Annotated in this window: 27 protein-coding genes and 5 pseudogenes; 21 read left to right on the top strand and 11 right to left on the bottom strand. The window is 68.8% G+C overall.

What is annotated here, in order from left to right; translation table 11 throughout:
- Nucleotides 1-138: 138 nt before the first annotated feature.
- The 6 genes from FGW31_RS36145 to FGW31_RS34575 are packed head-to-tail and all read right to left on the bottom strand — an operon-like array spanning nt 139 to nt 7,829.
- The gene (locus tag FGW31_RS36145) at nt 139-1,554 is read right to left on the bottom strand and encodes a sensor histidine kinase (protein WP_142197562.1); all 1,416 of its coding nucleotides are present in this window, start codon (nt 1,552-1,554) and stop codon (nt 139-141) included.
- Nucleotides 1,551-2,117 (bottom strand): effector-associated constant component EACC1, encoded by a 567-nt coding sequence (locus tag FGW31_RS36025; protein WP_259396632.1) that lies wholly within the window; start codon nt 2,115-2,117, stop codon nt 1,551-1,553. The genes FGW31_RS36145 and FGW31_RS36025 overlap by 4 nt, the downstream gene beginning before the upstream one ends.
- Nucleotides 2,047-2,526, bottom strand: a complete 480-nt coding sequence (locus tag FGW31_RS34590) for a hypothetical protein (RefSeq protein ID WP_142197561.1) — start codon at nt 2,524-2,526, stop codon at nt 2,047-2,049. Before FGW31_RS34590 ends, FGW31_RS36025 begins: the two co-directional genes overlap by 71 nt.
- A gap of 1 nt (nt 2,527) precedes the next feature.
- A complete protein-coding gene (locus tag FGW31_RS34585) occupies nt 2,528-4,708 on the bottom strand; it encodes a hypothetical protein (RefSeq protein ID WP_142197560.1) in 2,181 nt (726 codons plus the stop codon).
- Entirely contained in the window at nt 4,705-6,405 is a 1,701-nt protein-coding gene (locus FGW31_RS34580; protein WP_142197559.1) for a hypothetical protein, read from the bottom strand. The genes FGW31_RS34585 and FGW31_RS34580 overlap by 4 nt, the downstream gene beginning before the upstream one ends.
- Complete coding sequence (locus FGW31_RS34575) at nt 6,405-7,829, bottom strand: site-specific integrase (protein ID WP_142197558.1); 1,425 nt, start codon at nt 7,827-7,829, stop codon at nt 6,405-6,407. The genes FGW31_RS34580 and FGW31_RS34575 overlap by 1 nt, the downstream gene beginning before the upstream one ends.
- 109 nt (nt 7,830-7,938) lie before the next feature.
- Between FGW31_RS34575 and FGW31_RS34570 the strand changes: the two genes are divergently transcribed.
- The 19 genes and pseudogenes from FGW31_RS34570 to FGW31_RS36370 form a co-directional block, all read left to right on the top strand.
- Entirely contained in the window at nt 7,939-8,373 is a 435-nt protein-coding gene (locus FGW31_RS34570; protein ID WP_233452632.1) for a hypothetical protein, read from the top strand.
- Nucleotides 8,370-8,720 (top strand): hypothetical protein, encoded by a 351-nt coding sequence (locus tag FGW31_RS35215; RefSeq protein WP_182675337.1) that lies wholly within the window; start codon nt 8,370-8,372, stop codon nt 8,718-8,720. Before FGW31_RS34570 ends, FGW31_RS35215 begins: the two co-directional genes overlap by 4 nt.
- Nucleotides 8,717-9,691, top strand: a complete 975-nt coding sequence (locus tag FGW31_RS34565) for an ATP-binding protein (protein ID WP_142197557.1) — start codon at nt 8,717-8,719, stop codon at nt 9,689-9,691. Before FGW31_RS35215 ends, FGW31_RS34565 begins: the two co-directional genes overlap by 4 nt.
- Entirely contained in the window at nt 9,688-9,897 is a 210-nt protein-coding gene (locus tag FGW31_RS34560; RefSeq protein WP_142197556.1) for a hypothetical protein, read from the top strand. The genes FGW31_RS34565 and FGW31_RS34560 overlap by 4 nt, the downstream gene beginning before the upstream one ends.
- A gap of 322 nt (nt 9,898-10,219) precedes the next feature.
- Nucleotides 10,220-10,753, top strand: coding sequence for a hypothetical protein (locus FGW31_RS34555; RefSeq protein ID WP_142197555.1), 534 nt, complete (start codon nt 10,220-10,222; stop codon nt 10,751-10,753).
- 77 nt (nt 10,754-10,830) lie between these two features.
- On the top strand, nt 10,831-11,601 hold the full coding sequence (locus tag FGW31_RS34550; RefSeq protein ID WP_142197554.1) for a hypothetical protein: 771 nt from the start codon (nt 10,831-10,833) through the stop codon (nt 11,599-11,601).
- Between the two features lie 95 nt (nt 11,602-11,696).
- The gene (locus tag FGW31_RS34545; protein ID WP_233452631.1) at nt 11,697-12,002 is read left to right on the top strand and encodes a hypothetical protein; all 306 of its coding nucleotides are present in this window, start codon (nt 11,697-11,699) and stop codon (nt 12,000-12,002) included.
- A gap of 94 nt (nt 12,003-12,096) precedes the next feature.
- Nucleotides 12,097-12,774 (top strand): diguanylate cyclase domain-containing protein, encoded by a 678-nt coding sequence (locus FGW31_RS34540; RefSeq protein ID WP_142197552.1) that lies wholly within the window; start codon nt 12,097-12,099, stop codon nt 12,772-12,774.
- On the top strand, nt 12,771-13,214 hold the full coding sequence (locus FGW31_RS34535; RefSeq protein ID WP_142197551.1) for an ASCH domain-containing protein: 444 nt from the start codon (nt 12,771-12,773) through the stop codon (nt 13,212-13,214). The genes FGW31_RS34540 and FGW31_RS34535 overlap by 4 nt, the downstream gene beginning before the upstream one ends.
- On the top strand, nt 13,211-13,348 hold the full coding sequence (locus FGW31_RS35870; protein ID WP_233452630.1) for a hypothetical protein: 138 nt from the start codon (nt 13,211-13,213) through the stop codon (nt 13,346-13,348). The genes FGW31_RS34535 and FGW31_RS35870 overlap by 4 nt, the downstream gene beginning before the upstream one ends.
- 171 nt (nt 13,349-13,519) lie before the next feature.
- Entirely contained in the window at nt 13,520-13,723 is a 204-nt protein-coding gene (locus FGW31_RS34525; protein ID WP_142197550.1) for a hypothetical protein, read from the top strand.
- A complete protein-coding gene (locus FGW31_RS34520; protein WP_142197549.1) occupies nt 13,723-14,205 on the top strand; it encodes a hypothetical protein in 483 nt (160 codons plus the stop codon). Before FGW31_RS34525 ends, FGW31_RS34520 begins: the two co-directional genes overlap by 1 nt.
- Nucleotides 14,205-14,387 (top strand): hypothetical protein, encoded by a 183-nt coding sequence (locus tag FGW31_RS34515; protein ID WP_142197548.1) that lies wholly within the window; start codon nt 14,205-14,207, stop codon nt 14,385-14,387. Before FGW31_RS34520 ends, FGW31_RS34515 begins: the two co-directional genes overlap by 1 nt.
- Before the next feature lie 88 nt (nt 14,388-14,475).
- Nucleotides 14,476-14,895, top strand: a complete 420-nt coding sequence (locus FGW31_RS34510; protein WP_142197547.1) for a RapZ C-terminal domain-containing protein — start codon at nt 14,476-14,478, stop codon at nt 14,893-14,895.
- A 336-nt stretch (nt 14,896-15,231) separates the two neighbouring features.
- A complete protein-coding gene (locus FGW31_RS36330; RefSeq protein ID WP_142197546.1) occupies nt 15,232-16,596 on the top strand; it encodes an eCIS core domain-containing protein in 1,365 nt (454 codons plus the stop codon).
- Between the two features lie 1,241 nt (nt 16,597-17,837).
- The gene (locus tag FGW31_RS34495) at nt 17,838-19,223 is read left to right on the top strand and encodes a pentapeptide repeat-containing protein (protein ID WP_142197545.1); all 1,386 of its coding nucleotides are present in this window, start codon (nt 17,838-17,840) and stop codon (nt 19,221-19,223) included.
- A 512-nt stretch (nt 19,224-19,735) separates the two neighbouring features.
- Nucleotides 19,736-20,998 (top strand): ParA family protein, encoded by a 1,263-nt coding sequence (locus FGW31_RS34490; RefSeq protein ID WP_142197544.1) that lies wholly within the window; start codon nt 19,736-19,738, stop codon nt 20,996-20,998.
- Nucleotides 20,995-22,128, top strand: coding sequence for a ParB/RepB/Spo0J family partition protein (locus FGW31_RS34485; protein WP_142197543.1), 1,134 nt, complete (start codon nt 20,995-20,997; stop codon nt 22,126-22,128). Before FGW31_RS34490 ends, FGW31_RS34485 begins: the two co-directional genes overlap by 4 nt.
- Nucleotides 22,129-22,797: 669 nt before the next feature.
- Nucleotides 22,798-22,941: pseudogene (locus FGW31_RS36370) on the top strand (hypothetical protein); the annotation flags it as partial.
- Here FGW31_RS36370 and FGW31_RS35855 read toward each other — a convergent pair.
- Nucleotides 22,923-23,120 (bottom strand): annotated as a pseudogene (locus tag FGW31_RS35855) (IS5/IS1182 family transposase); the annotation flags it as partial. The pseudogenes FGW31_RS36370 and FGW31_RS35855 sit on opposite strands and share 19 nt — an antisense overlap.
- Here FGW31_RS35855 and FGW31_RS34475 point away from each other — a divergent pair.
- Nucleotides 23,117-23,341: pseudogene (locus tag FGW31_RS34475) on the top strand (type I-E CRISPR-associated protein Cas7/Cse4/CasC); the annotation flags it as partial. The pseudogenes FGW31_RS35855 and FGW31_RS34475 sit on opposite strands and share 4 nt — an antisense overlap.
- 116 nt (nt 23,342-23,457) lie before the next feature.
- Here the strand turns inward: FGW31_RS34475 and FGW31_RS34470 are convergent.
- From FGW31_RS34470 to FGW31_RS34460, 3 genes and pseudogenes are all read right to left on the bottom strand, one after another.
- A pseudogene (locus tag FGW31_RS34470) lies at nt 23,458-24,329 on the bottom strand (IS5 family transposase).
- A 465-nt stretch (nt 24,330-24,794) separates the two neighbouring features.
- The gene (locus FGW31_RS34465) at nt 24,795-25,094 is read right to left on the bottom strand and encodes a hypothetical protein (RefSeq protein ID WP_142197542.1); all 300 of its coding nucleotides are present in this window, start codon (nt 25,092-25,094) and stop codon (nt 24,795-24,797) included.
- Between the two features lie 62 nt (nt 25,095-25,156).
- Nucleotides 25,157-25,417, bottom strand: a complete 261-nt coding sequence (locus FGW31_RS34460) for a hypothetical protein (protein WP_233452629.1) — start codon at nt 25,415-25,417, stop codon at nt 25,157-25,159.
- Between the two features lie 206 nt (nt 25,418-25,623).
- Between FGW31_RS34460 and FGW31_RS34455 the strand changes: the two are divergent.
- A pseudogene (locus FGW31_RS34455) lies at nt 25,624-25,973 on the top strand (tyrosine-type recombinase/integrase); the annotation flags it as partial.
- 152 nt (nt 25,974-26,125) lie between these two features.
- Here the strand turns inward: FGW31_RS34455 and FGW31_RS34450 are convergent.
- Nucleotides 26,126-26,452, bottom strand: a complete 327-nt coding sequence (locus FGW31_RS34450; RefSeq protein ID WP_142197541.1) for a hypothetical protein — start codon at nt 26,450-26,452, stop codon at nt 26,126-26,128.
- Nucleotides 26,453-26,460 lie beyond the last annotated feature (8 nt).

Raw genomic sequence — 26,460 nt, 5'->3', positions numbered from 1 at the left:
CTGCGGGCCCGGGCAGTGGTGTCGCGGTCGTCGCGAGTCGACGTACCGCACCGAAGTTCACCCTTGCCGGTGGCAGTTGGCTGATCGTTGGTGCTTGATGAACCCCACCCGTGACGCGGAAGCGAGCCACCGTGTCTCCTATGCGCGGTGCGGCAGGCGTAGCGTGAAGATCGCTCCCGATTCGGCTTGATTGGCGGCCTGTATGTCACCGCCCATCAAGTGCGCATTTTCTTGGGCGATCGACAGCCCCAGTCCGCTGCCCTCGGACCGGGGACGGCGACTGTCCGCCTTGAAGAAGCGATCGAAGACGTAAGGCAGGGCCTCCTTGGGGACACCACTGCCGCTGTCCCTCACCTCGATGAGGAACTCCGTTCGCCGTGGCAGGACACCTACCGTTACGGGTGAGCCACCGTGCTTGAGTGCGTTGCCGATCAGGTTGGCCAGGATGACGTCCAGACGCCTTGGGTCGAGGCGTACGCGGAGGGAGTGCGGCGCGTCCAGCGTGACAGCTGCCGCCCATTCGCGGGCATCAAGGCAGGCGGCCACCTGCTCGACGACATCCACCACTTCGGTGACGAGCCGTGCAGTACCCGCGTCAAACCTCGTCACTTCCATCAGGGTCTCGACCAAGTCGTTCAACCGTCGGGTCTCGGTGATGATCAGCCGTACTGCCGGCTCGATCATTGGATCGAGCCGGCCGGTTTCCTCCTCCAACACCTCTGTCACGGCGGTGAGTGCGGTTAGCGGAGTGCGCAGTTCGTGAGACATGTCGGCCACGAACCGCCTCATGACCGATTCGGGGGAGTCCAGAGCAGTATCTGTTCGTGGCTGGTAGGCGGGATTGGGTATGAATGGCACTGTGCCCAGAGAGTTGCGGTCCCGGCACTGCGGCTCCGGTCGTTCGGCCGCGCGCAAAGACGAGCGCATTCCTTCGTAGATCTCGTTGAGGGTGAGCGATTCGCTGGCCCCGGGCACGCCTTGGTGCAGCAGACTTACAAGCTCTCCGGTAAAGGCTGTGTAGAGCTCGCCGGGCGGGGCGAGGGCGAGCGCGTTCTCCGCGGCCGCGGCGAGCAGATACGTCCCGTCGATCTCGGCCAGGCCAAGCCCTTCGGACATCGCACCAAGGACGCGGCCGCTGTAGCAGCAGTCCAGAACCACAATGCGTCGCACTGCTCGGCTCGTCTCGAAGGGGCGTCTGATCCACTGGTAGGGCACCGCCGAGTCGTAGACCTCTTGCGCGTGGCTGTCGTACAGGGCCAAGTACAGCTCACCAGTGCCCGGGTCGATCAACCCGTGGCCGGCGTAGTAGAAGATCAGCGTGTCAGTTGCCTCCTGGGCGGCCCGCTTGACTGCCTGCGATACCAAGCGAGGCTCACGCGGGTCGGTCACGATGCTGCAGTGGGCGGTGTCCAGACCCCACACTTCCTCGGAAGTGAACTTGTCCCGCAGCGCCGCCACGTTGGCAGAGACAGCCGGTAAGTCGGCCAACTGAGCGAAGCGGCTGGAGCCCACCAGCACGACTCTGGACCGATCAGGGTCGGGCAACCCTGTCACGATCGGCCGCGCTCCTCCGGCCGTGCACCAAAGAGGCTGCGCAGCAGCCGCTCGGCCTCGTCCGCTGGCATGTCGTTGATCGTCACACGCCTACCGTCGGGCTGCTCCACGGTCACCGACGGGGCGCCCGCTCCGCGCGTACTGCGCCACTGAACGATCGACACAGCCAGTGAAGCGGCACTGAAACCGGACCCGATGACGAGCGAGACGACATCGAGCAATGGCCCCATCCCGCCGACGGGCGCCTGAGCTGCCGCATCCCACCGCACATCAGCGCATCGTCGTGCCTGGGAATCGGCGAGCAGCCACGCGTGGAGCGAGCGAAGCTCTGCCTCCGTTGTCGTAACTGCCCCTACGGAAAGCCTTAACCGCACTGAGTCCTCCTTTCTCGAACGAGGCCCTGATAACGCAGATTCCAATTTAAGGCCGAGGCCATGCAGATTGAGAAGGGATTCCGTCCCGGGCGGAGTCGCCTGGCGCGCTGGTGTCACATCAGTGGCGGGCGAGGGGGACGACGCTCGTGGCGTCGTCCCCCAACCCGTGGTTGCGAGCCGGGAAGGCATGCGTACCAGCGAACGTACTCAGCTCGCGCCGGAGCCGTTCGAGTTCGTCGTCCTTGGCCTCCAGGACCGACAGCAGGAGCCGGTGACGCTCCTTGAGGACAGTGAACTCGGTGTTGGTACAGGCGAGTTTGCCGGTGAGCCGCTGGTTGAGCTCACGCAGTCGGGCGATCCGGGCTTCCTTCGGATCGGGCTGCTGACCCGCCGCCCTGGCGGCCGCCCGCCGCTGTTCGAACTCGTCCTTGAGGTGGCTCCAGGTTCGATAGAGAGACGCGCGGGAGATCCCGGCCTCGCGAGCGAGCGTCTTGGCGTCGCAGGCGCCGCCAGGTGGAATCTGCCCGGACAGCAGCCGGTCGATGGCCGCGCGGATGCGCCTCTCGATCTGGTCGCGCTGTTCCTGGCTGAGTGCCATGTCATCCGGCCTTTCCGGCTGCCTTGTCGATTTCTTCGAGGACGCGCATGGACCGCTCGTGATCGGCCCGGAGACGCTCCTTCTCTCCGGCCGGGATGCGGGGACTGGCCAGCAGGACGGCGCCGTTGTCGGCCGTGGTCTGCCAGACGGGACGGTGAACGAGGTGATGGGTGGCCTGGGGACAGCGGGAGCTGTCACACAGCCCGGTCAGCGGAGCCACCGCAGCCTTGGCGCCAGTGAGCTTGAGACACAGCGCCTTCGCCGGGTCCTCGAACCAGCAGTAGTTCGCCGCGGACATGTGCAGCACCGACGCCTTCTTCTTCAGCAGCAGCTCGATCTGCCGGTCGGTGACCACCTTCGCCGGCCCCGGCTCGTGGTCGGCCAGTTCGGTCTCGACAGCGCGGAAAGCGGCCAGCAGAGCGTCGGCTCCCGGGCCGGCGGGCAGCTGCCCCTGCTCGAACTGGCGGTATGCCTCGACGGTCCGCTTGAGTTTTTCCTTCGCCTCCTCCTTCTTCCATTCGTGGTGGAAGACGGCCTGGGCGCCACCCGGTCGGCCGGCGTATCCCTCGCTAGTGGCCACCTGCAGGTGCTTGAAGTGGACCTTGGTGGCCAGCAAGCCGCCGGGGCGGGCGGCCATCTCGACAGACAGCGTCCGCCGCAGGCGCCGTGGATGCACCGGCTCGTCGGGAATCGGCTCCAGGCCAACGCGGAGTCCGGCCGGAGAGGCCACCCACTGCCGCAGCCAGGTTATGGCCCCGTTGGACTCGAAGCCGGGGAACTGCCCGAACAACGGCTGTCCGGGGCGGGCATCGGTGAGCTGTTCGGCCAGGGCGATCACGCGGGTCACTTCCTCGACGACGACCCACTCGTCGACCTCGCCGCCCCATCGGCGGGCTTTGATGACCTTGCTGACCAATCGGTGCCGGGCCAGGCCCGTGCCATAGACATCGTCCGTGCGGCGGCAGCCGACCGTCAGCTCCATCAGTTCGCTGGACCGCATCCCGGTTAGCGCGGAGGTGGCGACCTTGCAGGCGTGACCGGCGACCCGGATCAGGGCATCGGCGGACCTGTGCGACAGGGGCAACGACCACGGGATCATCTCGCCCGTGTCCGCGCGTGGGGCCTCGGCGGCGTTGCGACACCACACGTACTCGGTGCCGACCTCGGCAACCGCCTCTTCCAGCAGCGGCCGGGCCTGGACCAGGAGGGCCTTGCCGATATCACGGTGTCCGGTCGGCCGCAGCAGATGCTGGAAGTTGACGTCCAGCAACGGGTCCCGGGGGTTCCACCCGCACCGGCGGCGCTTGGTCACCTGCGCGTCTTCAAGCCGTGGCAGCGGCTGGCCGGTTCGCAGATACGCGTCGACGAGCGAGGCGAGCCGGTCGGCGTCCCGCAGATTCCGGGACCACTCGACTCTCTGCCGGGCGTCACGCTCGGCATGCAACGCGGTCCGCAAGTCCACGACGTGCGGCCCGAGCACGTCGACCAGGTGCAAGCACGCCGTCAGCAGCGGACGCAGGACGTGGTCGCCCAAGGGCGCGGTCTTGATCACCACCTGGGGCCGGGACGGTGCCCCAGTGACGACGCGGGGCGATCGCTTGCCCCAGGGCCGGAACCCGGGCCGATGCCGGTCGGCGGACAGCAGCTCGCCGTAGTCGGTGATGTCCTGCATGGTCGACACCACCGTCCGCAGCGAGGAGCCGGTCTTGTCCCGCAGGGCTGTGCCGGTCTCCTTGTCCCGGACGACGCCGTACTCGTGCAGGAACGCCTCGCAGTGGTCCTGGGTGACCGCGGCAAGCGTGGTGATCCGGCGCTCGTGCAACCAGTTCAGCCAGAAGGTGAGGTGATAGATCCGGGCATAGACAGTGCGAGGGTGCCGCGGAATCCGGCGGGCGTGTGGCAAGGCGAGGACGCGCTCGTCCTGAGTCGCGATCCAGGCCAGGGCGAGTTCCTTGGCGACCACGCGCCAGGGCGGGTAGGCGATGCGGTCGAACGGCCAGTTCTTCTCCGTCACCCTCATCTGGACTGGTGCATCGGCCCAGCCGACGAGAGACCACACAGCGTCCTCGAAGCGCGGCCGCGGGTAGCCCTCCCGCCACGCGAGGCGGGCGGTAGCGGCGATGTCGGCTCCGGCGAACACCGACCGGCCCGCAGGCTCGGCGGAGACAGAAAGCAGGCTCACGACGTCGTCTCCTCGGCTCGCAACGGCAACTCGGCGTCCCCGTCACCGACATCGAGCTGTGCCGCCGCGATAGCGGCCTTCTCGAAACGCGGCAGGATGTCCGCCGACAGGCGGCGGGCGTAGGGGGCGAAGACAGCAGCGAACTGGTCGCGCGGCATCTGGCGGAACTGCCGCGCGAAGAACGCCTTCAGCCGCAGCAGATTCGGCAGGTGACGCGGGGCGAACAGCGCCAGCGGGCAGAGCAGGCAGACCCAGGGCCGGGCCGGACACGGCTTGCCCTTCGGTCCGTGCAGTCCGGCGAAATGGTCGACGCAGGCCCCGCTGAACACGTCCCGCTGGCCCGACAGCAACTCGGCCAAGGCCCCCTCGGCGAGACCGAGTCGGTGTACTTCCTCCGGCAGGCCCGCGGCGCTGGCCGCCTCGTCGACGACCAGCGGCGCACTCGCGCGCCGCAGGAGGTCGCCCTGCGCGTCCCTGGCGATCTCCTCGACCACCGCCTTCTGCGCAGGGGTCGCAGCTGACAGGTAGTGATCGCCCTCGACCTGCGGCGAGTGGTTGGGATCGATCGTCGCCCGCAGGGACCACTGCCGCTGACCGCGCTGCGCGATGAAGGTCGTCCGCAGCCGCCGGCGGTCGATGCGCAACAGTCCGCCGTCATCCCCTCGCAGGTCGTGGGATCTGACCCACCCGCGCATCATGTACTCCTCGAAAGCCGCGCGGGCTGGCCTGCCCTGCCGTGTCACCAGCCACACGTGCTCAGCCAGTTCGTCCGGGACATGGCCGCGCAGCAGGGCGCTGTGCTGCAGCCACTGCTCCAGCAGCCGCGACGCCCGCGGCGACAGCACCAGGCTCTCCTGCCCCGTGCGGCCCTTGGTGTAGGACAGCAGCGTCGCCTGCTTGCCAATCCAGCGGATCCCGGGAATCTCCAAGCCGGTCAACCCGTCCGGGACGACGCCGGTCCAGGCCGCCAGCAGCAGGACGTAGGGAACCGCCTCCTTGTGGGACGGGAACAGCGCTGCCCGGATCCGCTCGATGCCCCGATGCCTCTTGGTGAATACGTTCGGTGTGATGCCGAGATGAGCGGCGACCTCCGTCCGCGTCACCGGCCCAGTCCGCAGCATGAGCCAGGCACCGTTCGCCTCGCTCCAGCCGCCGATTGCTGGATCCTGTCCGCTCTCGGCGAGCGTGACCATGGCCCGGTGTTCTTCCGCGAGGCGCCGTACCTCTCTCTTGCAGAGGTCGATCAGGCGGTTCCACTCGGCCGGGGCGTAGGGCGGCAGCGGCTCCCCCACGACTGGGCGGGTGTAGTTGGTGCCGAACACCATCTGCCGCACCGGTTCGGCCAGCACCTGATGCCGGGTATCGAAGGCGCGCAGGAGCGTGCGGGTGCGGTATTCGACCAGGTAGTGCGACCGTAGCCAGAACGCCCCGAGCGCGGCTCTGGTCAGCTCGGCCGCAGATCCCTCGAAGCCGTCCTCGGCCAGTTCGCGGACCATCCGGCGCAGCGTGTAGGCGAAGGCGTTCACCGTGGTCCGCTTGCCGAGCGGTCCGTGCGGATGGACCGAGGCGGCAAGGCCCTCGGTCAGGTCGGCCGCCAGCTGCAGGTTGGGCAGGTCACCGATCTCGATGACAGCCGTCGTCTCGCCGGGCAGGGACAGCTTCAGCGCCAGCGGATCGCGCAGGACTTCGGCCGGCATCAGAACGCCTCCGCGAACTCGGCGTCGGCCTCGGCGAGCGCGGCCGCACGGATGACTCCGCGGGTCCTTTCCCAGGCCGCGCGGTAGATCCGGTGGACATCCAGGCGCTTGAGGTAGACCTCCGTGGTAACCACGCTGGAGTGCCCCAGCAGATCCCGCAGGATCAGCAGCGGATCGGCTTTCAACAGGTAGAACGCGAGCCCGGACGAATCTCCGGTCGCCGCGGCGAGCTGAGCGGCCTGCCGGTAGTGGCCCTCCACCAGCCTCTCCAGGGTGGCCATGGCGAAGGTGTGCCGGCACCGGTGCGGCGCGACATCGGGGAACCGCGGCTCGAAGCGCTCACGGATCCGGCGGGCCGTGCGACGAAACAGTGTCCCCCAGTCCACGAAGGGCCGCCCTTCGTAGCTCAGCGCCAGCAGCAGCGAACCGCCTTCCGGGCCGACCAGCCGCAGCCGTTCCTCCGGCCGAAGTGCCGACCAGCGTGTGCACCGGCCGTTGACCCTGCCGCCGTAGAAGTCCGCTTCCTCCACGACCAGCGGCCTCCTCGGCCGCCACGGCCCTTGCGACATCTCCCGGTCCAGGGCGATGTAGGAGTGCACCGCCGCCAGCGAGGCGTAGTCGATCCACGTCGTGCGGAACTTCCGTCCCTTGGCCCCCAGCTCAGGGACCGCCCACGGGATCGGCACCTCGGTCGGCTCGGCGGGCAGCGGCGGCACCTCATGGACCAGCAGGTGGGTGAACTCCCGGCTCCGCATCCCGGTGCCCAGCACCAGAGCGCCTATCGCCGCGTTCCGGCCCGGGAACCGGCCGCGGAACGTCGCGTCCTCCAGCCCGTCCGGGCCCAGCCCGGCCAGACCGTAGCGGAACAGGCCGGCGAAGTCCGACTCCAGGTACTGCACCTTCACATGCGGCTTCGGCCGCCGCATCAGGGCCCGGTTCCGCCGGGTCTCCACCAGCCGGCCCTGCTCCATCCGCTTGCCGGTGGCCACCGTGAACGGCACCGCCGCTGCCAGCCCCTCGTTCTCGGCCCAGTCGTAGAACCGGCTCAGCGCGGTGACCTGCAGCTCCCACGACGAGGACTCCAGCCGCTCGTCCAACGGTCCCGACAGACGACGGTCCGCGTACGTGCCGAGCGCGGCCACCAGCTCCTGCCGCGTACCGAACACCGGGACACGGTGCCGCCGCAGATGCATCAGCCAGTCCCGGGCAGCCAGCGCGTACGCCCGCCATGAGTTCGGCGACGGCGCCCCGCTCGACGGCAGCGTACGAAGCCAGGCGTTCACCGCTCGCGTCGCCCGCGGGCCGCCCTCGTCCTCGAACAGGAAGTCGTCGTCGTACAGCACCGGCATCCGCTCGGGGATCAACGGCTCGCCACTGAGCCCCCAGGACTGCCAGCCCTCGGCAGAGAAGTAGTGCACCAACACGGGTCGGGACGGTAGGCCCGCGACACGACCCTCATCAACTGCTAACCCCACGACCGAATAACGGGAGCTGAGGAATGTGAGACACGCCCAGAAAGCAGCAACAATCTGGGTGCAGAACGACTTTTGCGCCCGGGTGAAGGGCGCCTCCGACGACCACCCGGTCACCTACGAGGACCCGGTCACCGAGAAGAAGACGGTCCACGGCACGGCCGACGGCCGCAAGGCGTGCCTGCACCACTGCCTCGCCTACACGGCCACGCAGGCCATCGTCGCCGGGGCCGGCGCCCGCGCGCTCGGCATCCGCGTGCACCCGGCCGCCGCCGCGGCCGCGCTCGCCATCTCGTTCGGCACCCACTACGCCGCGGACCGCCGCGTCCCCGGTAAGGGTTTGCTGGAGCGGATCGCCACCAAGACCGGAAAGGGCGGCTTCTACAAGCTCGCCGACTTCGGCATCAACGGGGCGTTCCACCTGGACGGTGCCTGGCATCACGGCTGGGAGACGGCCGCCGCGCTGGTCGCCACCATCGGGGCGAAGACCCGGTGACCGCACGCCCGGGCACGCGCCTGGACCGGGTGCGCGCCTCGCTCGGCATCGCCCAGCTCGCCCTCCAGCAGGCCGAGGACGACCTGAGCGCCGACGACATCGACGCCCCCGAGCTCGCCGCGATCCTGCGCGAGCTCCAGAAGGACATCGACGTCCCCGGCGGCCTCTTCCCCGCGCTCGCCCAGCTCGTCAGCACGGCCGCCCGCCGGGCGGAGCAGTACGAGCCCTACCGCGACGGCGTCGCCTCCCGCTCCCTGCACGAGGCCGCCGCCCTGATCACCGACAACGCCGGGCAGCGCATGACCTGGGCCGCCCGCGCCCTTGAACCGCAAGGAGACGACACGTGAGTCAGACGCACCCGCGGCTTCCGGAGAACGCGCTCGTCGTGCTGATCGGCGCCGGTAAGAGCACCCTGGCCCGCACCTGGCCGGCCTCCCAGGTCCTTTCCCTCGACGCTCTGAGGGGCACGGTCAGCGACGACCCGGGCGACCAGGCCGCCACCGCCGACGCCGCCGATGTCCTCAAGCTCATCCTGGAGCGCCGGATGGCCCGCTGCCTGAACACCGTCGTCGACGCAACCAACGTCGAAGAGGCCGTCAGGGTCGAGCTGGTGATGACGGCCAAGAAGTTCGGCGTGCCGACGGTCGCGGTCGTCGTCTCCACGCCGCTGTCGCTGTGCCTCCAGCGGCAGCAGCCGCGCCCGGCCAACCGGCGCGTGCCCGACGACGTCGTCCGGCGCCAGCACGAGGCGATGACCTTCTCCCACCAGAGCCTCGCCCGGGAGGGCTTCACCCAGGTCCTCTTCGCCCACGACCTGAACCGGCTGGAGCCGTACCTGCGGCACCTGAGCGCGGCCCGGCAGGCCGACCTCGGCCTGGACGGCAGCGACGGCCTGGGCCACTTGCTCCTCGTACGCCGCTTCTTCGGTGAGGAGATCCTGCCGATGTGGCGGTGGAAGGACGACTCCGACATCGTCGGCGGCGACCGCGTCGGCGAGGTCCGCCTCGGCCAGCAGTCCCTGACCCTCGCGCTGCGCCTGGACGTCGACGGTGAGGGCGACATCGGGTTCGACATCGCCGTGCCGTGCCCGTTCGACCCCGAGTGCGGCGGCACCGCCTGGACGCCGGCCTACAGCGTCACCTGCCTGTACCGCGCGCTCACCGGCGACCTGGATCACCGCGACGACATCGTCTGCGACGTCCACGGCGGCTACGGCGACGTCGACCAGGAGGCCGACGCCCACACGGCCGGCATGGACGACGACCCCTACGGCCGCGCCGACCTGGAGGAGCAGCACGCCGCGGCGGTGAGGGAATGAGCCGCGCCGCCGAGGGCCCGCACCCGCACCCCCTCACTCCTGCCGAACTCCCCGAGGGCGACGACTGGCTCCACGGCTGCCCGGACTGCCACCTGCCTATCCAGGGCGGGGGCGCCGGCCTCGCCGCGCACCAGCGCACCGTCCACAACCCCCGCCGCGACTACGGCGACCGCCGCATGCCCATCACAGTCCGGATCGACTTCTAAGGACACGCACTGATGAACATCACGATCAGGAACACGTACGGACCGCGCACCACGTCAGCGAGACCAATCCGGCCCACGTCACCAGCTGCGACCGGTACCGGCTGCTCCTCGTCGGCACTATCGTCCCCGGAAACCCCGGCTACGAGGACATGGTCGAGATGCTTCGGGAGAACAGCCACGACACCCGCCCGAGGGGTATGGGCTGGTCTTCCTGGAGTCCGAGGAGTTCAGCGCCACCTACTTCGGGTCGGTCGAACAGATCGAGCAGTACAAGCGCGAGAACACCGACGGCACGGCGACCTTCGACGCCTCGCAGGGCGTCATGTACGCCCAGTGGCCCCACGGCAAGGGCTGGGACACCTTCATCCCCCGCGTCTTCTGGAACCAGGCACAGCACGGCGCGATCGCGGACGGCGTCGGCCTCGTCACCGCCTTCGCGCACACCGAGATCCCGGGCGCGGAGGTCATCGTCTTCGAGTTCGAAGGCACCTGGCGCCCCGGCGGCGAGCCGGAGCAACTGGTCACCTACCACTGCACCGCCTGCCACCTCGACACCTTCCACGACAGCGGGCACGTCCACGAGAACACCGGCCCCAGCAGCCGCCGCTGGGCCGCCCGCCAGGCCCGCCAGCACATCATCAGCGCCCACCGGCACGGCGTCGGCGACACCAACAGCGCCTGCCGCCCCAACAACGGCGAGATGCTGCGCGCCGTGAACGCGGTCGCCCGCGACATGTGGGGCACCACGGGCAACGCCCTCCCGGACACCGACGACGCGTACTGCGCCACCAAGGGCCCCTGCTCGATCATCCGCGAGCTGCGCGCCGGGGTCCGCCCGCCCGTCTACCGCGCCTGACCGCCGACGTGCGCACCCCGACCAACACCCGGTTATCGAGCGGCCCCGGCCGCCAACACTCCTTCGTGGAGGACCGAATGGCCCGCAAGCCTGTCACCTGGTACATCGCCACCCTCGCCGACGGCATCATCGAGCTGTCCCGGCACGCCGGCACCCCGGTGAACCTCGCCGCCAACGTCGGCCAGGTCGTCGACCACCCCCAGCCCTGCACCAACCTGTGGTTCGACGAGCGCCCCTTCTCGTACTTCCGCATGGTCAAGCGGGTCGGCGAGGCGCTGGAGGACACCGGCATCTGGCCCATCACCTGGCCCGTACGGCTGTGGATCGTGGAGCCGCTGGGCGAGGCCGGCAACTGGGGCCAGCGCCACTACCCCTACCGGCTGCTCTCCCACCGGATCCGCGTCCTCGAGGAGACCGACGCCCACCGCGCGCTCGGCGCCGCCGGCCGCGACGTCCTGGACGTCGTCCAGCAGCAGATCCCCGAGCAGGCCGTCCGCTGGGCTGCGGACTGGGACGCCGACCCCGAGGGCATGCGCCAGCGGCAGTGGAACTGGGCGCAGTGCGGCGGCCGCGCCTGCGGCAGCGGACGGTGGGCGGAGTCGGTGGCCCTCACGACGTCGCACGCCCACCGCGAGTCTGCCGCGCAGACCTGGATCGAGCACCTCGCGCGCCGCGCCGTCGACCAGGCCCTCGAAGACACCAACGCCAGCATGTACGCCTACAGCTACGCCTACGGCCGTGCCACCGGCCATGCGGTCTCCGCCCAGCACCAGGACCGCCTCGATCCGTACGTCCTGGACGCGCTCCGCGGCACCGGCCTCGACTCCTCCACCGCCGACGCGGCCTGACGGGCTCTCCGCGCCGCCCCGGCCCTCCCGCGCCGCGGAGGCCGGGGCGGTCGCGGTGGCCCTTCAAGCACTGGCACGGAGAGGAGATGGGCGTCATGCCGCGCACCGAGTTCTATGAGGTCGACGTCCCGATACACGACACCACCAACCCGGCCCGCAAGGGCGTGCACGTCTTCACCGGCGTCGCGGACTCCCCCGCCGCGGCTCTGCGCCGAGCCCACGAGGTGTACGACGCCGCGCTCGCCGCGCACACGGCCGGACTCGAGATCCCCGGCAGGCAGCCGGACAGCTGGGGAGCGCGCGGGCTGAGGCCCGGCTGGCAGATGGAGTGGACGGCTGCGAAGGCCGGCCTCTGGCACAACCCCGTCAGCTGGACCACCCGCAGCGACTTCGCGCTGTAGCTCTCCCCCGGGACAGGCGCACAACGGCGTCCAAACCAGTCCGCCTGCCCTGGGCCTACCCACCCCGTACGAGACGAGACAGGGAGATCCCAGTATGGACTCCGTCCTGCGCGTGCAGGCCCGAATTGGGCAGCGCGCACTCCTACTGACCACCGCAGCCCTGCCGTTAACCGGCTGGGCCGTGCACGCCGTCGCGTTGCACAGGCAGCTCGCCGCCACCCGGAAGGATCCGCTGACCGGCCTGCTGCGCCGCGACTCCTACACCGCTCGCGCCCTCCGGATCCTGGCCCGCCACGGCGACGACACGGCCGTGGTTCTGGTCGACCAGGACCACTTCAAGGCCGTGAACGACACCATGGGCCACGCGGCCGGGGACGCCGTCCTCGCCGCGACCGCCGCCCGGCTCACCGCGTGGGCGGGCCCGCGTGCCGCAGTAGGCCGCCTTGGAGGCGATGAGTTCGCCGTGGTCCTGGCGCTGCCCGCCGCGCGCCTTGAGCAGCGCCTCGCGCAGCTGGTCCGCATGCTGCACACCCCCGTCGTCCTCGAGGACGGCCGCACCGTCGACGTCGCCGCCTCCGTCGGCGCCGCGACCCCGCACACGGTCGGCTACCGCGACCTGACCGTCCTGCAGCGGGCCGCCGACGCGGCCCTGTACGACGGCAAGCACTCCGGCCGCGCCGCCGTCGCCTCGCCCGCGCACACCACGGCGCCGGCCATCAACGGCCGCCGCCCCGGGCGCCCGGGAACGGCCCTCTGGGGGCGAGCCGCATGAGCATTTCGATCCTCCCGCAGGGCGACTGGATCCGCAGCATCAGCGTCCAGCAGCCGCACGCCACCTGCATCCTGACCGGCCAGAAGGTCATCGAGAACCGGCCCAAGCCCTGGAGCTGGCGCGGTTGGATGCTCCTGCACGCGGGCCAGCGGATCGACCGGCCCGCCCTGCGCGTCCCGCTGATCGCCCGCACAATCCGCGGCCACGAGCTGCCCACCGGAGCCGTGATCGGCATCGCGCGCCTGGTCGACTGTCACCAGGACCCCGACGGAGCACCGCCCTGCTCGCCGTGGGCGCAGGCCGGCACCTGGCATTTGGTCCTCCAGGACGTTCAGGAGCTGCCGCTGCCTGTCCCCGCTGCCGGGCAGCTCGGGCCCTGGAAGCCGACCGAGGACCTGTTGGACCGAGTGCTCCAGCAGCTGCCCGACTTCCGGCCGTGACCCGCAGGGGACGCACGAAGGAGAAGCCGCCGTTCGAGCCGGGCCTGATCCCGGCTCCCGGCGCTCTCCTCGAGTGGCGCGACAGCCGGCACTTCGACTGCTGGCAGTACCTCCCCTGCACGCTGTGCGGCTAGCCCACGCCCATCCGCTCCCACTCCGGCGAGCCCGTAAAGGCATGCGGTCGAGTCCTGGATCGCCGCCAACCCCGTTGAGGCCCGCCTCGGGCGGTTCGCCTCCGACCTCGCGCCGAAGCCCAAGTCCAAGGGCCAAGGCGCCCACGCCTGACCTCCACCTGGAGGACCTTCATGAGCAGCACCGACCGCGACGTCGACCACGCCCTCGCCTACCCCGAGCCGCCCGCCTCCCCGCTCTGGCACCGCCACGGTGCAAAGGCCCGCCCGCTCACGCCTGCCCAGCAGCGGCGCAACCGCGAGCTGCTGGACATCGCCCAGCGCACCACCCGACCCTGCTCCCCTCGCCCCACCGAGACCCTGGCGGAGGCCAGCTGATGGACACCAAGCACTGCGCCGTCGACGGCTGGGTCGACGCGATACCCTCTCCCGGCCCGCGCGGCACCGCCACCTTCGACCTGATCGTCCGACCCGCTGACATCGACGCGCTCCCCGACGACGCCCCCGACACGGTCGTCACCTGCACCAGCGGAGACCCCCGGATCACCCACGAGCTGCTGAACGGCATCCAGCCCGGCGACCTGCTGCGCGTCACCGGCATCCTCGTCCAGCCGCCGGCACCCGGCGAGCTTGCCCGGCTCACCGTCGACGCCCTGGAGGTCCTGGATACCGGACGCATCCCGGTGTTGCGGGACATGGTGATGGACCGCTACGGCGACTACGTCGTCATCTTCGACACCGACACCGACACCGTGCCCGTCTTCAACGCGCACGGGACGTGGGTCGGCTTGGCAGAGAACCCCGACGCCATCGCCATCCTCATCGACATCCACGAGCGTGTGAACGGCGGTGACGCCTGATGGACACCGCCCCCGAACAGGCCCGGACCGTCCTGGAGCGGTTACCCGCTGGAGGGCGCCGCGGCTCCTGGCCTGCCGAAGAGTTCGCTGCCAGCCAGCGCGTCCAGGGCACTACTGCTCAGGTCGTGATGGATCTGCGCACCGACCAGTTCCTCGTGGTCACCGACACCGCCACCCAGTAGCACCGCCCCGGAGCGCCGCGCCCCGCCCTTCCCGGCCGGGCGCGGCGCTCCACACGTTCCCGCCCTTCACTACGAGCAGGAGGCTCCCTTGCGCCCGATCCGTCTGATCTCGTTCGGCTACCTGCACCTGCCCACCGGCCCGGACGGCTCCCCCATCCCGCCCTCCGCCGACCGGATCGAGGACGTTCGCGACCGGCTCCGTGACCCGGCCGCCGCCCGCGACATCCTCGATCTCGACGGCCTCAACCCCCGCGTCCAGGACGTCGTTCTGAACACCCCCGGAGCCCGCGAGCTGCTCGCAAACCTCGCCGATTACGCCGTCCTGCCCGCCGGCCCCCGCCGCATCGCCATCGGATGTGCAGGCGGCAGGCACAGGGCATCCGGACTCACCGAACTTCTTGCCCGCGAACTTCGCACCCGTGGCCGCCAGGTCGACGTCGAACACCTCCACGTCCATCTCCCGCGCGTCCTCAAGGCGGCCAACACTGGCACGGGAGCGAGTGCATGATGACCACCGGCCTGTACGACCTCGTGACGAGCGAGGGTGACGACGGCACCATGCATCCCGCCGAACAGCTCTGGACGCCCGGCTAGGACGCGGTGGAGAACGACAGTGCCAACCCAGCACCCCACCCGCCGGTTCAGACTGCCCTTACAGGTAGGTGTGACTGCCCGTTCGTCTCTCGTCCCGCGCGCGTGTGTGCTGGTAGACAGGGAGGGCGTTCCCTGAAAAGGAGAAACCGGCGTGCGGGCACGGAGAAGTCGGGACAGCGAGCGGGAAACTCTGGCCTCGCCGACGGCAGGCGCGAAGAGGCCGGTGGCGGGTGTGTCCGGGCTCCTCGGGATGCAGCCGACGATCGGCAACGCCGCGGTAGTGCGACTGCTGCAGGGAGCCGGGCACCCCGGGGCGCTGGACCGGCACCGGCACGGACCCAGCTGCGGGCACACCGAGGAGCCGAGGCAATCAGGCCGGTCGAGGCAATCGGAACAGTCCGAGCCGTCGGCGCAGCCGGCAGTGCAGCGTTCGACGGTGCCCGGTGTGCTGCGCGGCGGCGGACGGCCCCTGGACACGACCACCCGTACTGACATGGAGGGCCGCCTCGGCGCCGACTTCTCCGACGTACGGCTGCACACCGGTGCCGAGGCCCGCCGTTCCGCCGCCGAGATCGGTTCGTGTGCCTACACATCCGGCAACCATGTCGTCATCGGCGACGGCGGTGGCGACCGGCACACGCTCGCCCATGAGCTGACCCACGTCATCCAGCAGCGCCAGGGCCCCGTCGCGGGCACCGACAACGGCGACGGGCTGTCCGTCTCTGACCCCGGCGACCGCTTCGAACGGGAGGCTGAGGCCAACGCACGGCGCGCGATGAGCGGTCCTCCCGCCACGCGGCCCGTTGATGCCGACCGCTCCGCGCGCGGAGCGGTCGGCACCGTCGTCCAGCGGATGAAGCGCACCCGCGAGGAGAGCACGGAAGGGGAGATCTCCGAGGACGCGGTCAACCTGATCGCCGCCTCTGCCGGACGGGAGCACACCTACGCGGGCGGGCAGGGGCGCAAGCTCCCCAAGACGCCCGAGGAGGCCGCCTGCTGGGAGTGGGCCGTGCGGGCCGCCGCAGACTCTGGCGGCCTCGACCGGGGTGAGTACTGGAACTACCTCATCGGCCTGAGCGAGGAGGCCGACGTACGGGAGCTGGATCAGGTCGAGCCGGCGGTCAGAGCCGATCTGGACCGGTTGCGGGACGACATCATGGCCGCTGGCATGCGCTTCGACCCCGAAAACTTCGACGCCCAGCACGACGAGGCCGCGATCCGCCCTCTCATGGAACGCGCAGTCCGGACCTTCGTACAGTCCCACGGCCTGCGGATCGACGCCGCTAACCCGGCGGGCTGGATCATGTGCCATTACCGAATGGACGGCGCTTTCGGTGTCCCAGAGCACTTCTGGATTGAACTTCCCGCCCCGGGCGGTAGACGGGTGCTCCTCCAAACCGTCCCCGACATCCCGTACATCGAGGCAGGCGGCACTGATCTGCGCTGGCACGACGAGAACAGCGTGGCAGAACGGCAGGAAGGTCACGCGACCTACCAGACCATCGAGGTGCCAGTCGCGGCGCTCAAGGGCCGTCACTCCGAGATCATCAACGGCATCATGGCAAGGGGCCGACGCACCCGGCGCAAGCCGACGGCGTCCTCCTCCGGAACCTGACCGGCCCTGCGGGCCGGACGCAGTCCGGTCCCCCAGTCCGCATCACTCAGCGTCCCGTCAACCGGGGGTTGAACACTGCTGCGCCTCGGTCCTTACACCCAAGCCCGGCACGCTTCCCAGGGACACCGACCGGCCCACTGCCGCGCTGGTAGAGCGGGAAATCACCGTCGTGCTCAGATTCAGCGTTTCCGCGCGGTTGGGTCGTTCAACGTCAGCGACCACGAGCTGTTCACCGACCCGTATGAGGCTGACGCCGTGACGCTCCTGGCCGGCGCTGCCACGGAGCGAGTACGTGGCCGCCCCGTCCTGTGAGAGGCCGAGACTGACGAGGGTGATGACGGCACGACTACGGTGACGCCGACATCAGGTTGGCGGGCTGGGCGTAGCTCTGAGTCCCACCTGCAGATCGCGGCTGCCTTGGCTGACCTCCTCTGGGAGACGTCGGCCACCTAGGCTCCGAAAGCCGCCCACGCACTGCTGAAACTGAAACCAGCACTCCCCCAGGCCCCGTCTAACCAGGCGGGGCCTGCTGCCCCTACTCCCGCGCTGCAACTACACAAGGACCGCGCCGTGTTCTCCGCCAGAACAATGACGCACGCGAAGCGGCTCCCGCCGCCAGGGATTACATCCGGGCAGCGGGAGCCGCTTCGCCTGTGCGGGGATGGCTGAGGGTCTTCGTGCCGCAGGAGGACGGCCAGAACAGAGAGGCCTGCTCGTAGCACAGGTTGCATGAGGGCCGTGTCGGCGAAGGGGCGCCGGTCATGGCGCTGTTGAACGGCGACGATCTTGGGGTAGTTCTGCGCGAGTGATTCGACGGCTCGGTCGATCCAGAGGCGGTGAGGACTGCAGACCTGGGCATGGTGTGTCGGCATCCGGAGCATGCGCCCTCGTTAGGTGGTGCTGGCCCTGCAAGCGACGCAGCGGCAGCCGCCCCATGGGACAGTTGCCACGAAACGCCCTGTGGGAGGTTTCATGCCTGCCTGCTGCGATATCGACCACGCCCTCGACCACCTTGAGTCGGCAGCCTCGCCGATGACGCGCCGCAGCACAGGCCCGTTGCACCCAACTCGGCCTCGCTCCCCCAAGAGCCTGGAGAAGGCCGACTTCCGTGGAATGGATCAGGCGACACTGTTGTCTTGCCTGACCCACGGCCTCCACCGTCCTGGCGCGGCTGGGAACGGGGCGGGGTTGTTTTGAGTAAACCGCTGCACAGAGCTAGGCCCGGGACCCATGATCCTCAGGTGGTGATTTCATTCCAGCGCAAGGCCAAGGCATCAAAAGGCCGGTACACCCCGAACCTCTGGCCCGTCTGGCTTGTGGCCCCTCTCGCGTTGGTAGCCGCCGGTTGCCTCGGCTACGTCATCTACCGCTACGCCTATCACTACTTCGCACAGGCCGCCGAAGGTCAGTCGCCAGCCAAGCCGGTCAACATCAACGATGTCCTCAAAGCCACCGTTACCGCACTGACCCTGATCGGTGCCGTGCTCGCTGGTCTGTACGCCTACCGGAAACAGCTCCTCTCCGAGGGCGACGCGCACCGCTCCGACGCAAGCCAACTTGCCGACCGCTACACCACTGCGGCCGAACAGCTTGGCCACGACCAGGCCGCAGTGCGCCTCGCTGGCGTCTACGCTCTCGCACGTCTCGCCGATGACTGGGAAGAACAACGCCAGGTCTGCATCGACGTTCTGTGTGCCTACCTGCGCATGCCCTACGAACCAGATCCCGCCGCATCCGATCACAAGGCTGGGGAGCGGCAGGTCCGCCTGACCATCATTAGCGTTATCCGGGACCACTTGCAGGACCCGAATGCGGCCACGGCCTGGTGCAGGCACCGTCTCGACTTCACCGGCGCGACTTTCGATGGAGGCACATTCGGCGGCAGCAACTTCGGAGGACCCGTTTCCTTCGAGGGCGCGGTGTTCGGCGATGGCCGGGTGTCTTTTGAGGGCGCGGTGTTCGACGGTGGCCGGGTGTCTTTTGAGGGCGCGGCGTTTGACGGTGGCCGGGTGTCTTTCGAGGGCGCAGCGTTTGACGGTGGCCGGGTCTCCTTCGACGGCGCGGCGTTCAGACAGGGCCGGGTCTCCTTCGACGGCGCGGCGTTCAGGGAAGGCCGGGTTTCTTTCGCGGAAGCCGTGTTCAGCGGTGGCCGGGTGTCTTTCGAGGGCGCGGCGTTCGACGGTGGCAGGGTCGCCTTCTTCGGTGCGGCGTTCGACGGTGGCACTGTTTCCTTCGCCGGCGCGGGGTTCAGCGACGGCTCGGTCACCTTCCGCCGCGGGACGTTCACCGATGGCATGGTCTCCTTTGTCGCTGCGACGTTCAGCGGTGGCAGGGTCACCTTCGACCACGCGGCATTCAGCGGTGGCGAAGTCTCCCTCGACGACGCTACTTTCGCGGGTGGCACGGTCCTCTTCGATGGCGCGGTGTTCAGCGGCGGCAGGGTCTCCTTCGGAGCCGCGACGATCAACAGCGGAGGCAGAATCGTCTTTCGCCGCGGGACGTTCAGCAGCGGCACGATCTCCTTCAGAGACATGACGATCAGTGGCGGCGCTGTTGACTTCGAAGACTGGACAACCAGCGGCACAGCCTTCAGCTGGGGCTCAGTGCCCGTTCCCTCTGGCGCTTAGTGGATCTTGGACAGCAGACCATCAGAACACTGGCGCCAGGGGGCGCGTGCCACCAGAGGCGTCAGCACGACAACCTGGCCCAGCCCAATTGCTTGAGGTAACTCTCCCCGCCGCAGGCGCCTACAGCCGGGTGATCTCAACGCGATCCCGGTTCATCAGGTCTGCTGCTGTGTCGCGTTCCCGGGGCTTCCTTCGCGTGACGCCGCACGATCCGCGCGCCGTCCGCCCCTCCCCGGGCCTGGCATGCGGGCCGAACTGGGCTGGCGGTCCTGCGAAGCCGCGCTGGCACGGGCCGACCTCCGCGGATTGGCCCCGCCCGGGTGGACGTCACGATCGCTTGCTCGGCTCCGCTGCACCGGTGATTACGTCGTAATCGCCGTGTGAGGGTGAGTCCTCCGGTAGCCGCTTGATTACGGCGTAATCACCTGGGGGGAGCGGCGACCTCTCACCAGCTTGGTCTAACTAACGTGTCGCTGGTGTGATTGATCATGGACGTTAGTATGGTGTCCTTCATGAGTTCGCCAGCCACCTCCAGCGACCGCGAGAAGGTCGTCTCCAAACTGCCGGGATGGCTCCGGCAGAACCTCAAAATCAGAGCCGCTCAGCACGGCATCGAGATCCAGGCCGCCGTCGAACAAGGCATCACCGACTGGTGCAGCCTCGCCGCCACCCCCGCCACCATCGACACTGCCGGCGCCGACTCCTTCTCCACCTTCCTGCCCCCCGGGCAGTGGGAAGAGTTCCGACGGATTGCCGCTGACCGGCGTGTCTCCCTCATCCAAGGCCTCGCGCAGTCCGTCCAGTTGTGGCTCGACGCCAACCCGTCCCCAGACATCGAGCGACCGACGATCACCCGGCGCATCGTCGTCTGCAACCAGAAAGGCGGCGTCGGTAAGACTGCTGTCACGGCCGGGCTCGGCGAGGCCCTGGCGGAAGACCGCAACACCCTGCACCCCGTACGTGTCGCCAAAGCACTCACCAAGGCTCTGCGTGCGAGCGAGGCACACGATGACGCCGAAGTGGTCGCAGACCCGCTCGACATCGAGAACCTCCCCGGCCCGGGACTGCGGGTACTCCTCGTGGACTTCGACCCGCAATGCCACCTCACCAACCAGCTCGGTGGCAGCCCACTGCCGATGAACGGCGACAGCCTCACAAACCACATGGCGGGAGACCCCAAGGGTGACCTGCGCGATCTCATCGTCTCCGTTGATGACGACACGTTCGGCGGCCGCCTTCACCTGCTGCCTGCCTGCAACGACGCCTTCCTCCTCGATGTCCGCCTGTCCGCAGTACGAGCGCGGGAAGCAGCCCTTGAGCGGGCTCTCGCCCCGCTCGAAGCCGATTACGACGTAATCATCGTCGACTGCCCCCCGAGCCTCGGTCTCAGCATGGACGCCGCCGCCTACTACGGCCGGAGGCGCGACGGAGAAAAGCCCGGCCAGTCCGGAGCCCTCATCGTGGTTCAGGCCGAGGACAGTTCCGCCGACGCCTACGAACTGCTCACCACCCAGATCGACGACCTGCGCGGCGACCTTCAGGTCGACATCGACTACCTGGGCATCGTGGTCAACCTCTACGACTCCCGTCGCGGATACATCGCGACTTCCTCCCTGCAGGGTTGGGTGGACATAAAGGATCCGAGGGTCGTGGGACTCATCGGAGACCTCAAGGAACAGAAAGAAGCAGTACGCGTGAAGAAACCCTTGCTCTCCTACGCTCCCAAGTCCCAGCAGGCTGTCGGCATGCGGGCCCTGGCAAGGGAGGTGCTGTGAGCAAGGCTGATCAGCTGGGCTCCGGCCGGTTCGGCGGGGGAGTGCGTACGGTCAGCGCACGCCGTCAGGCCGTCGCCGCCGCCACGGGCGTCCCCACTGAGGGAATCGCCCCACCCACAGAACTCCCCGTCAACCGAATCAGCCTCAACCCGGACAACCCCCGCTCCAGTCTCGGGGACCTCACTGACCTTGCAGGCAGTCTGAAGACCCACGGTCAGAAGCAGGCCATCACGGTGATGAACCGCGACGCCTACGTCAAGGCCAACCCAGAACGCGAAGCTGACCTCGAGCCGGATACCACCCACGTCGTTGTCGACGGCAGCAGCCGCCTCGCCGCAGCCCGCGAGGCCGGCCTCGACAAGCTCGCAGTCATGGTCAGCGACAACCAGGGCTCGACCCCCGAAGAGCTCCTCGAATCCGCCCTCGTGGCCAACATCCACCGCCAGGCCCTCGAAGAACTCGACGAAGCCCGCGCCCTTCAGCGGCTGCTGGAAATCCACGGCAGCCAGCGAGCCCTCGCCAAGCGCCTGCACCGCTCCCAAGGCTGGGTCTCCCAGCGCCTTGCCCTGCTCAACCTGACCCCGGAACTCCAGGCCCGCATCGGGCAGGAACCCATCGACCTCCTGCGCGCAGTCGGCAACAAGCCTGTCGAACAGCAGGAAGCAGCCCTGGAAGAGCTCAAGGCTGAACGAACGGCCAAGGAGGCGGCACGCACGCCGAGCCGCCGTGCGACGCGACGGACATCAACTGCTGACGAGACCACAACCGATAGCCCTGCCGGTGATTACGACGTAATCACCGGCTCCGTGGAAGAGAACTCGAAAAGCGAGGGCGACGAGTCGACTCGCGAGGCGGCGACTGGAAGCTCGGCAGCAGCAGAGCACTTCCCTGAGCCGCGCGCCGACTCCTCCCCCAACCACAGGGACGCGAGTCCCGAACAGCAAGCTCGCCGGGTGCCGTTCGACAAGCCCGGCGAACTCGCGTTGCTGCTGGACGTAAGGGTCAAGGACAACGACGCCTTCTTCACCCTTCTGGAACTGCTCAACAGCAAGGCACTCGACAGAGACCCAGCGCGGGCCAGCGAGCTGGCACGATCCTTCACCGAGGAAGCCGCCACACGCATCGGCTGACTCGGATGCGCCTCAACCACGCCGTGGGCCCATCAAGCTGTGGATGGGCCCACGGCCGTGCTGGTCGTCTGCCTGTAACCCGGCCCGGTCCTGTGAGAGGCATACCACTTCGGCTTCGCACGGTCGGATAGCGGGCTTGAAGGGGCGGCCGGCGACTCTGGGTGGCGCAAAGGCGCAGGGTGGCCGTGCAGAAGGGCGCGGAGGGAGCAATCCGTTAGACAAGGCTGACACCCCAGCAGCGCCCGCCTTCAGGAGCGGCTTGCGGCGCCCGCAGCTCCCGCCGCGACGTCATCGAGCGCACGATCGGGGGCGACAACACGGCCACGGCGGCCATCACCGAACTGCCGGTGACGCTCATCAGCGAGAACCCCGACAACCCGCGCAACCACCTGCGCAACCTCGACGAGACCGTGGACTCCGTCCGCGAAGTCGGAGTCATCCTGCCCATGGTCGTGGCCACCACCGACGCCTACCTCCGCGACCGCCCCGACCCGCGCCGACGACCTCGACGAAGGAACGTAGTACATCGCCGTCGACGGCCACTGGCGCCTCGAAGCAGCCCGCCGCGTGGGCCTGGCCACCATCCCGGTTCGCGTCGACGACGCGCGAGTCAGCACCGACGAGACCCTCCTCGAGGCCGCGTTCGTCGCGAACTACCACAGCGACGACATGACCGACCTCGAGGAAGCCCACGCCCTCCAGCAACTGGTGGAGTACTACGGCTCGCAGACCAAGGCCGCCAAACGCCTCGGCATCCCCCAGGCCACGATCTCCAGCAAACTGCCCTGCTCAAGTTCGTGGTTGTCGTCGCGGATCTCCCACCGGATCCGCAGGCGGCGGAACCAGTACAGATGGGCAAGGTGCGCTCTACGACTTAGCGTTGGGCGCCGAGCCCGGTGCCGTGCTCGGTATCCCGGCGGGCAAATCAGAGGCTTCACGCCGAGATCCCAAACCAAGCGCCGGTACTTGTCGTGGTCGTAGCCGCGGTCGGACCGTCCCGCCCAGCAACCTCAACCGGGACGACACGGGTGCGACCAAGACGGCCGTCTACGGCGGCGTTCCCCGCGCCCGTGTCTCCAGCCAGGCGTGGAAGCGGGCCATCCGCACATGCTTCAAGGACGAGCACCTGCTCGACCCCGCCGAGCTGAGAGTGCGGACCAAGAAGATCGTGCGGCTCCTGACCGACCGGAACACCGACCTCGACCAGTCCGTCGGAGGGCCCGAATTGACCAACAGGACCGGGCCTCTCGTTTGTGGCGTGGTGGGGAACGAGGCTTCTCCATCGGAGGGACGCAGGCACCAGGTGAGGGCTAGGCGGTTTCGTTTGGATCATCGGGTGGACCAGAGGAAGATGCCTGCGATGTGGAGTCCGGCCAAGTAGATGGTGGCGGTCTTCTCGTAGCGGGTGGCGATGCCGCGCTACTGCTTGAGGCGGTTGATGGACCGTTCGACGGTGTTGCGTTGTTTGTATGCCTCCCGGTCGAAGGCCGGTGGTCTGCCGTCGGCCTGTCCGCGCCGTTTCCGGTTGGCCTGCTGGTCGGCCCGTTCCGGGATCACCGCGCGGATGCCGCGTTTGCGCACGTGGTCACGGATCTCGCGGGAGGAGTACGCCTTGTCGGCCAGGACCAGGTCCGGCCTGGTGCGAGGCCCTCCACGAGGTCGGGGAACGCGCGAGCGGGCCATGACGTCCGTGAAGGCGGGAGCGTCGCCGGCTTGGCCGGCGGTGAGAACGAACGCGAGTGGTCGGCACCGGCCGTCGGCCACGAGGTGGATGTTCGTGGTCAGTCCGCCGCGGGATCGGCCGATGGCATGGTCACCCGGCTCGCCGGCCGGGGCCCCTTTTTGCGGGCCCCCGCCGCATGCTGGTGAGCCCGCACGATCGTGGAGTCCACCGAGACGGCCCAGTCCAGGTCCTCGTCCGCGTCGGCCTGGGCGACCAGGGCGGTGAACACCCGCTCCCAGGTGCCGTCGACGGCCCACATCGGCAGCCGGTTGTAGACACCCCGCCAGTTGCCGTACTTCTCCGGCAGGTGCACCCACTGCGTCCCGGTCTGGAACTTGTAGGCGATCGCGTCGATCACCTCACGGTGGTCCCGCCAGCGACCACCACGCTTCGGTGTCCGGTCCGGGAGCAACGGCTCGATCCGCGCCCACTGCGCATCAGTCAACGGCACACCCGGACCAACGACCGACTGATCCAAACGAAACTGCCTAGGCGCCCACGACCTGTACGCCGACCCCGGTGCCTTCTCCGGAATGCCGACGGTGCGGACTTGCTTGAGCTTGGAGATTTCGTCCAGCAGCGAGTTGAGGCTGACGTTGCCCGGATGGGCCTTGATGTCCGAGAGCACCGACTCCACGTCGTCTTCGTCGTCCTGCGCGGTCGCATCACTCTGGGCGGGGCCGTCGCCGGTCAGGTCGGTGAAGCCCAGCGCGTCCAGGCCGCGGGTGCAGCCCTCGGCCGGCACTAGGCGGGCGGCGACCTCGGCGACAGCGCGCTCGTCGGCCTGGTGCAGCTCCAAGTGCCAGCGCGAACTGATCGTGGCGAACGAGAATCTCGAACGCCAGGAAAAATTCCGCCACAGCCGAGCGGACGGCGCCCAGGCCGCAGGGCTTCACGATGTCGCGGCCGAGCCGGACAGCGATCTCCGATTCGATCCTCGGGTTCATAAAGTCGACCGACCGCAGCCGGCCCCGCTGGGTGCGACCATCTCGTGGAAGACGAAGCTGGAGTCGGGCTCGTGAATGCCCATCTGCTCCTGCATGGCGGCCAAGGTGAGCCCGATCTTGTGACCGGCCACCCGGGCCCCCGCCGCTACCCGCGCCCGCACGTTGATCTGCTGGATGCGGGAGGCGCCCTGCAGAGTCAGGCCCGGGAAGCGCTCGGACAGTAATCGGACGGGGGCACGGGTACGGGCGGCTCTAGACAGTTCCTGGGCCAGGCCTGCGAGAACTACCTCGTTCACCTCGGAGCCGGTCATCCCTCCAGCCGGATGCTGCTTGACGCTCCTGGGCCTGCCGTCATCGGCTACCTCCGCGCGTGGGTCTGATCGGTTGGGTCGCTCGCGGCGTGGCGGGCAGCGAGCACCGACAGGAAGTCGGCGCTGCGGCCGCCGAGGCCCGCAACGTCAGCGTCCGACCGGATGAACGTGATGCGGTCCAGCTCCGGGGTGCGGCCCTGGGCACTCTCGGCGGCAACGAGTGCCGAGTACCGCTCGGCAAGCACGTCGGCCGGGCAAACCGGTGCACGGAAGTGCACACCCACGTTGCCCTTGTCGCCTCGGGTCACCGCCCACAACTCCAAGTCGCTGCAAGGGACATCGTGCCCGACCTCCTCGGCGAACGATCCACAGAGCCAGGTGCGGGTTGCCGGATCTGCTGAGCATAGCCGTCTTCCCCCCAGCCACGCAGAGTGGCAACTCCGCCTGATGCCGCCTCGGTGGAGGCCTGCCTGGAGGTCTGCCTGCCGCAGCTACGTGAGCGCGGACTGGTCATTTGAAGCTCCACCGCGAGCAGCAGAACGCGAACAGGAAGCCGCAGGCACCACGTGGCAGGACAGCGGGCACGTGTTCACCACCGCGCAGGGCGGAGCGATCGACCCGACCAACCTCACCCGCGCCTTCACCACGCTCCTCCGCAGTGCTGGCCTCCGCCGCATCCGCTTTCACGACCTCCGCCACTCCACCGCCACCCTGCTCGTGGAGCAGGGAGTCGAACTCGTCGTGATCAAGGAGCTCCTCAGCCACGCCCACATCGGCGTCACCGCCACCGTCTACGCCCACGTACGCATCCGCCTCCAACGCGAAGCCCTGACTGCCCTCGGCAACGCTCTCAACCGCCCCTGACCCACGCACGGCAACGGCGGCGAACATCCAGAGTGTTCGCCGCCGTTGCCGTCAACTACTGCCGTCAGGGCAGGATGTAAGGCCTCCTACCGGTCATGAAGCGGCCCTGCCTCTTCGCCTGAGCGAAGAGGCAGGGCCACCCCTGTGGATGATCAGGCGATTGGCTCGCCCGCCACTCCGCTAAATCCAACGAGTCCGTTCCTCTTCGCCATGTCGAGAATCTCCGGGAGATAGTCAAGCTGGCGAACCGAAAGGGTCAGGAGGACGTACTTGGATGCATCGTCAGGCTCCTCCTCCAGGTCAAACTGAGACGGCTCCAGAACGTCGTTCATGTCCGGCCACCTAGCCAGCAATTCTTCCCGAAAACGCAACACGTCGGGGCTTACGGCGAGGGCGCTAGTGTCACCTTCAGCGAGGGCGTCAAAGACTTCCTCGGGGTCCCCGACGCAACGCTTCCAGAAGCCGAAGTCGCTACTCACTGGCCATC

The organism is Streptomyces calvus (assembly GCF_006782915.1).
GTDB classification, from domain to species: Bacteria; Actinomycetota; Actinomycetes; order Streptomycetales; family Streptomycetaceae; genus Streptomyces; species Streptomyces calvus.
The sequence above is the reverse complement of the archived record's forward strand: the minus strand, read 5'-3'. Positions and strand labels throughout refer to the sequence as shown.

Excerpts from the sequence above, each read along its gene's own strand:
- FGW31_RS36025 (WP_259396632.1), bottom strand. The coding sequence starts at position 2,117 with ATGCCTTCCCGGCTCGCAACCACGGGTTGGGGGACGACGCCACGAGCG.
- FGW31_RS34590 (WP_142197561.1), bottom strand. The coding sequence starts at position 2,526 with ATGGCACTCAGCCAGGAACAGCGCGACCAGATCGAGAGGCGCATCCGC.
- FGW31_RS34580 (WP_142197559.1), bottom strand. The coding sequence starts at position 6,405 with ATGCCGGCCGAAGTCCTGCGCGATCCGCTGGCGCTGAAGCTGTCCCTG.
- FGW31_RS34560 (WP_142197556.1), top strand. The coding sequence starts at position 9,688 with ATGAGCCGCGCCGCCGAGGGCCCGCACCCGCACCCCCTCACTCCTGCC.
- FGW31_RS34555 (WP_142197555.1), top strand. The coding sequence starts at position 10,220 with ATGTACGCCCAGTGGCCCCACGGCAAGGGCTGGGACACCTTCATCCCC.
- FGW31_RS34550 (WP_142197554.1), top strand. The coding sequence starts at position 10,831 with ATGGCCCGCAAGCCTGTCACCTGGTACATCGCCACCCTCGCCGACGGC.
- FGW31_RS34545 (WP_233452631.1), top strand. The coding sequence starts at position 11,697 with ATGCCGCGCACCGAGTTCTATGAGGTCGACGTCCCGATACACGACACC.
- FGW31_RS34540 (WP_142197552.1), top strand. The coding sequence starts at position 12,097 with ATGGACTCCGTCCTGCGCGTGCAGGCCCGAATTGGGCAGCGCGCACTC.
- FGW31_RS34535 (WP_142197551.1), top strand. The coding sequence starts at position 12,771 with ATGAGCATTTCGATCCTCCCGCAGGGCGACTGGATCCGCAGCATCAGC.
- FGW31_RS34525 (WP_142197550.1), top strand. The coding sequence starts at position 13,520 with ATGAGCAGCACCGACCGCGACGTCGACCACGCCCTCGCCTACCCCGAG.
- FGW31_RS34520 (WP_142197549.1), top strand. The coding sequence starts at position 13,723 with ATGGACACCAAGCACTGCGCCGTCGACGGCTGGGTCGACGCGATACCC.
- FGW31_RS34515 (WP_142197548.1), top strand. The coding sequence starts at position 14,205 with ATGGACACCGCCCCCGAACAGGCCCGGACCGTCCTGGAGCGGTTACCC.
- FGW31_RS36330 (WP_142197546.1), top strand. The coding sequence starts at position 15,232 with ATGCAGCCGACGATCGGCAACGCCGCGGTAGTGCGACTGCTGCAGGGA.
- FGW31_RS34490 (WP_142197544.1), top strand. The coding sequence starts at position 19,736 with ATGAGTTCGCCAGCCACCTCCAGCGACCGCGAGAAGGTCGTCTCCAAA.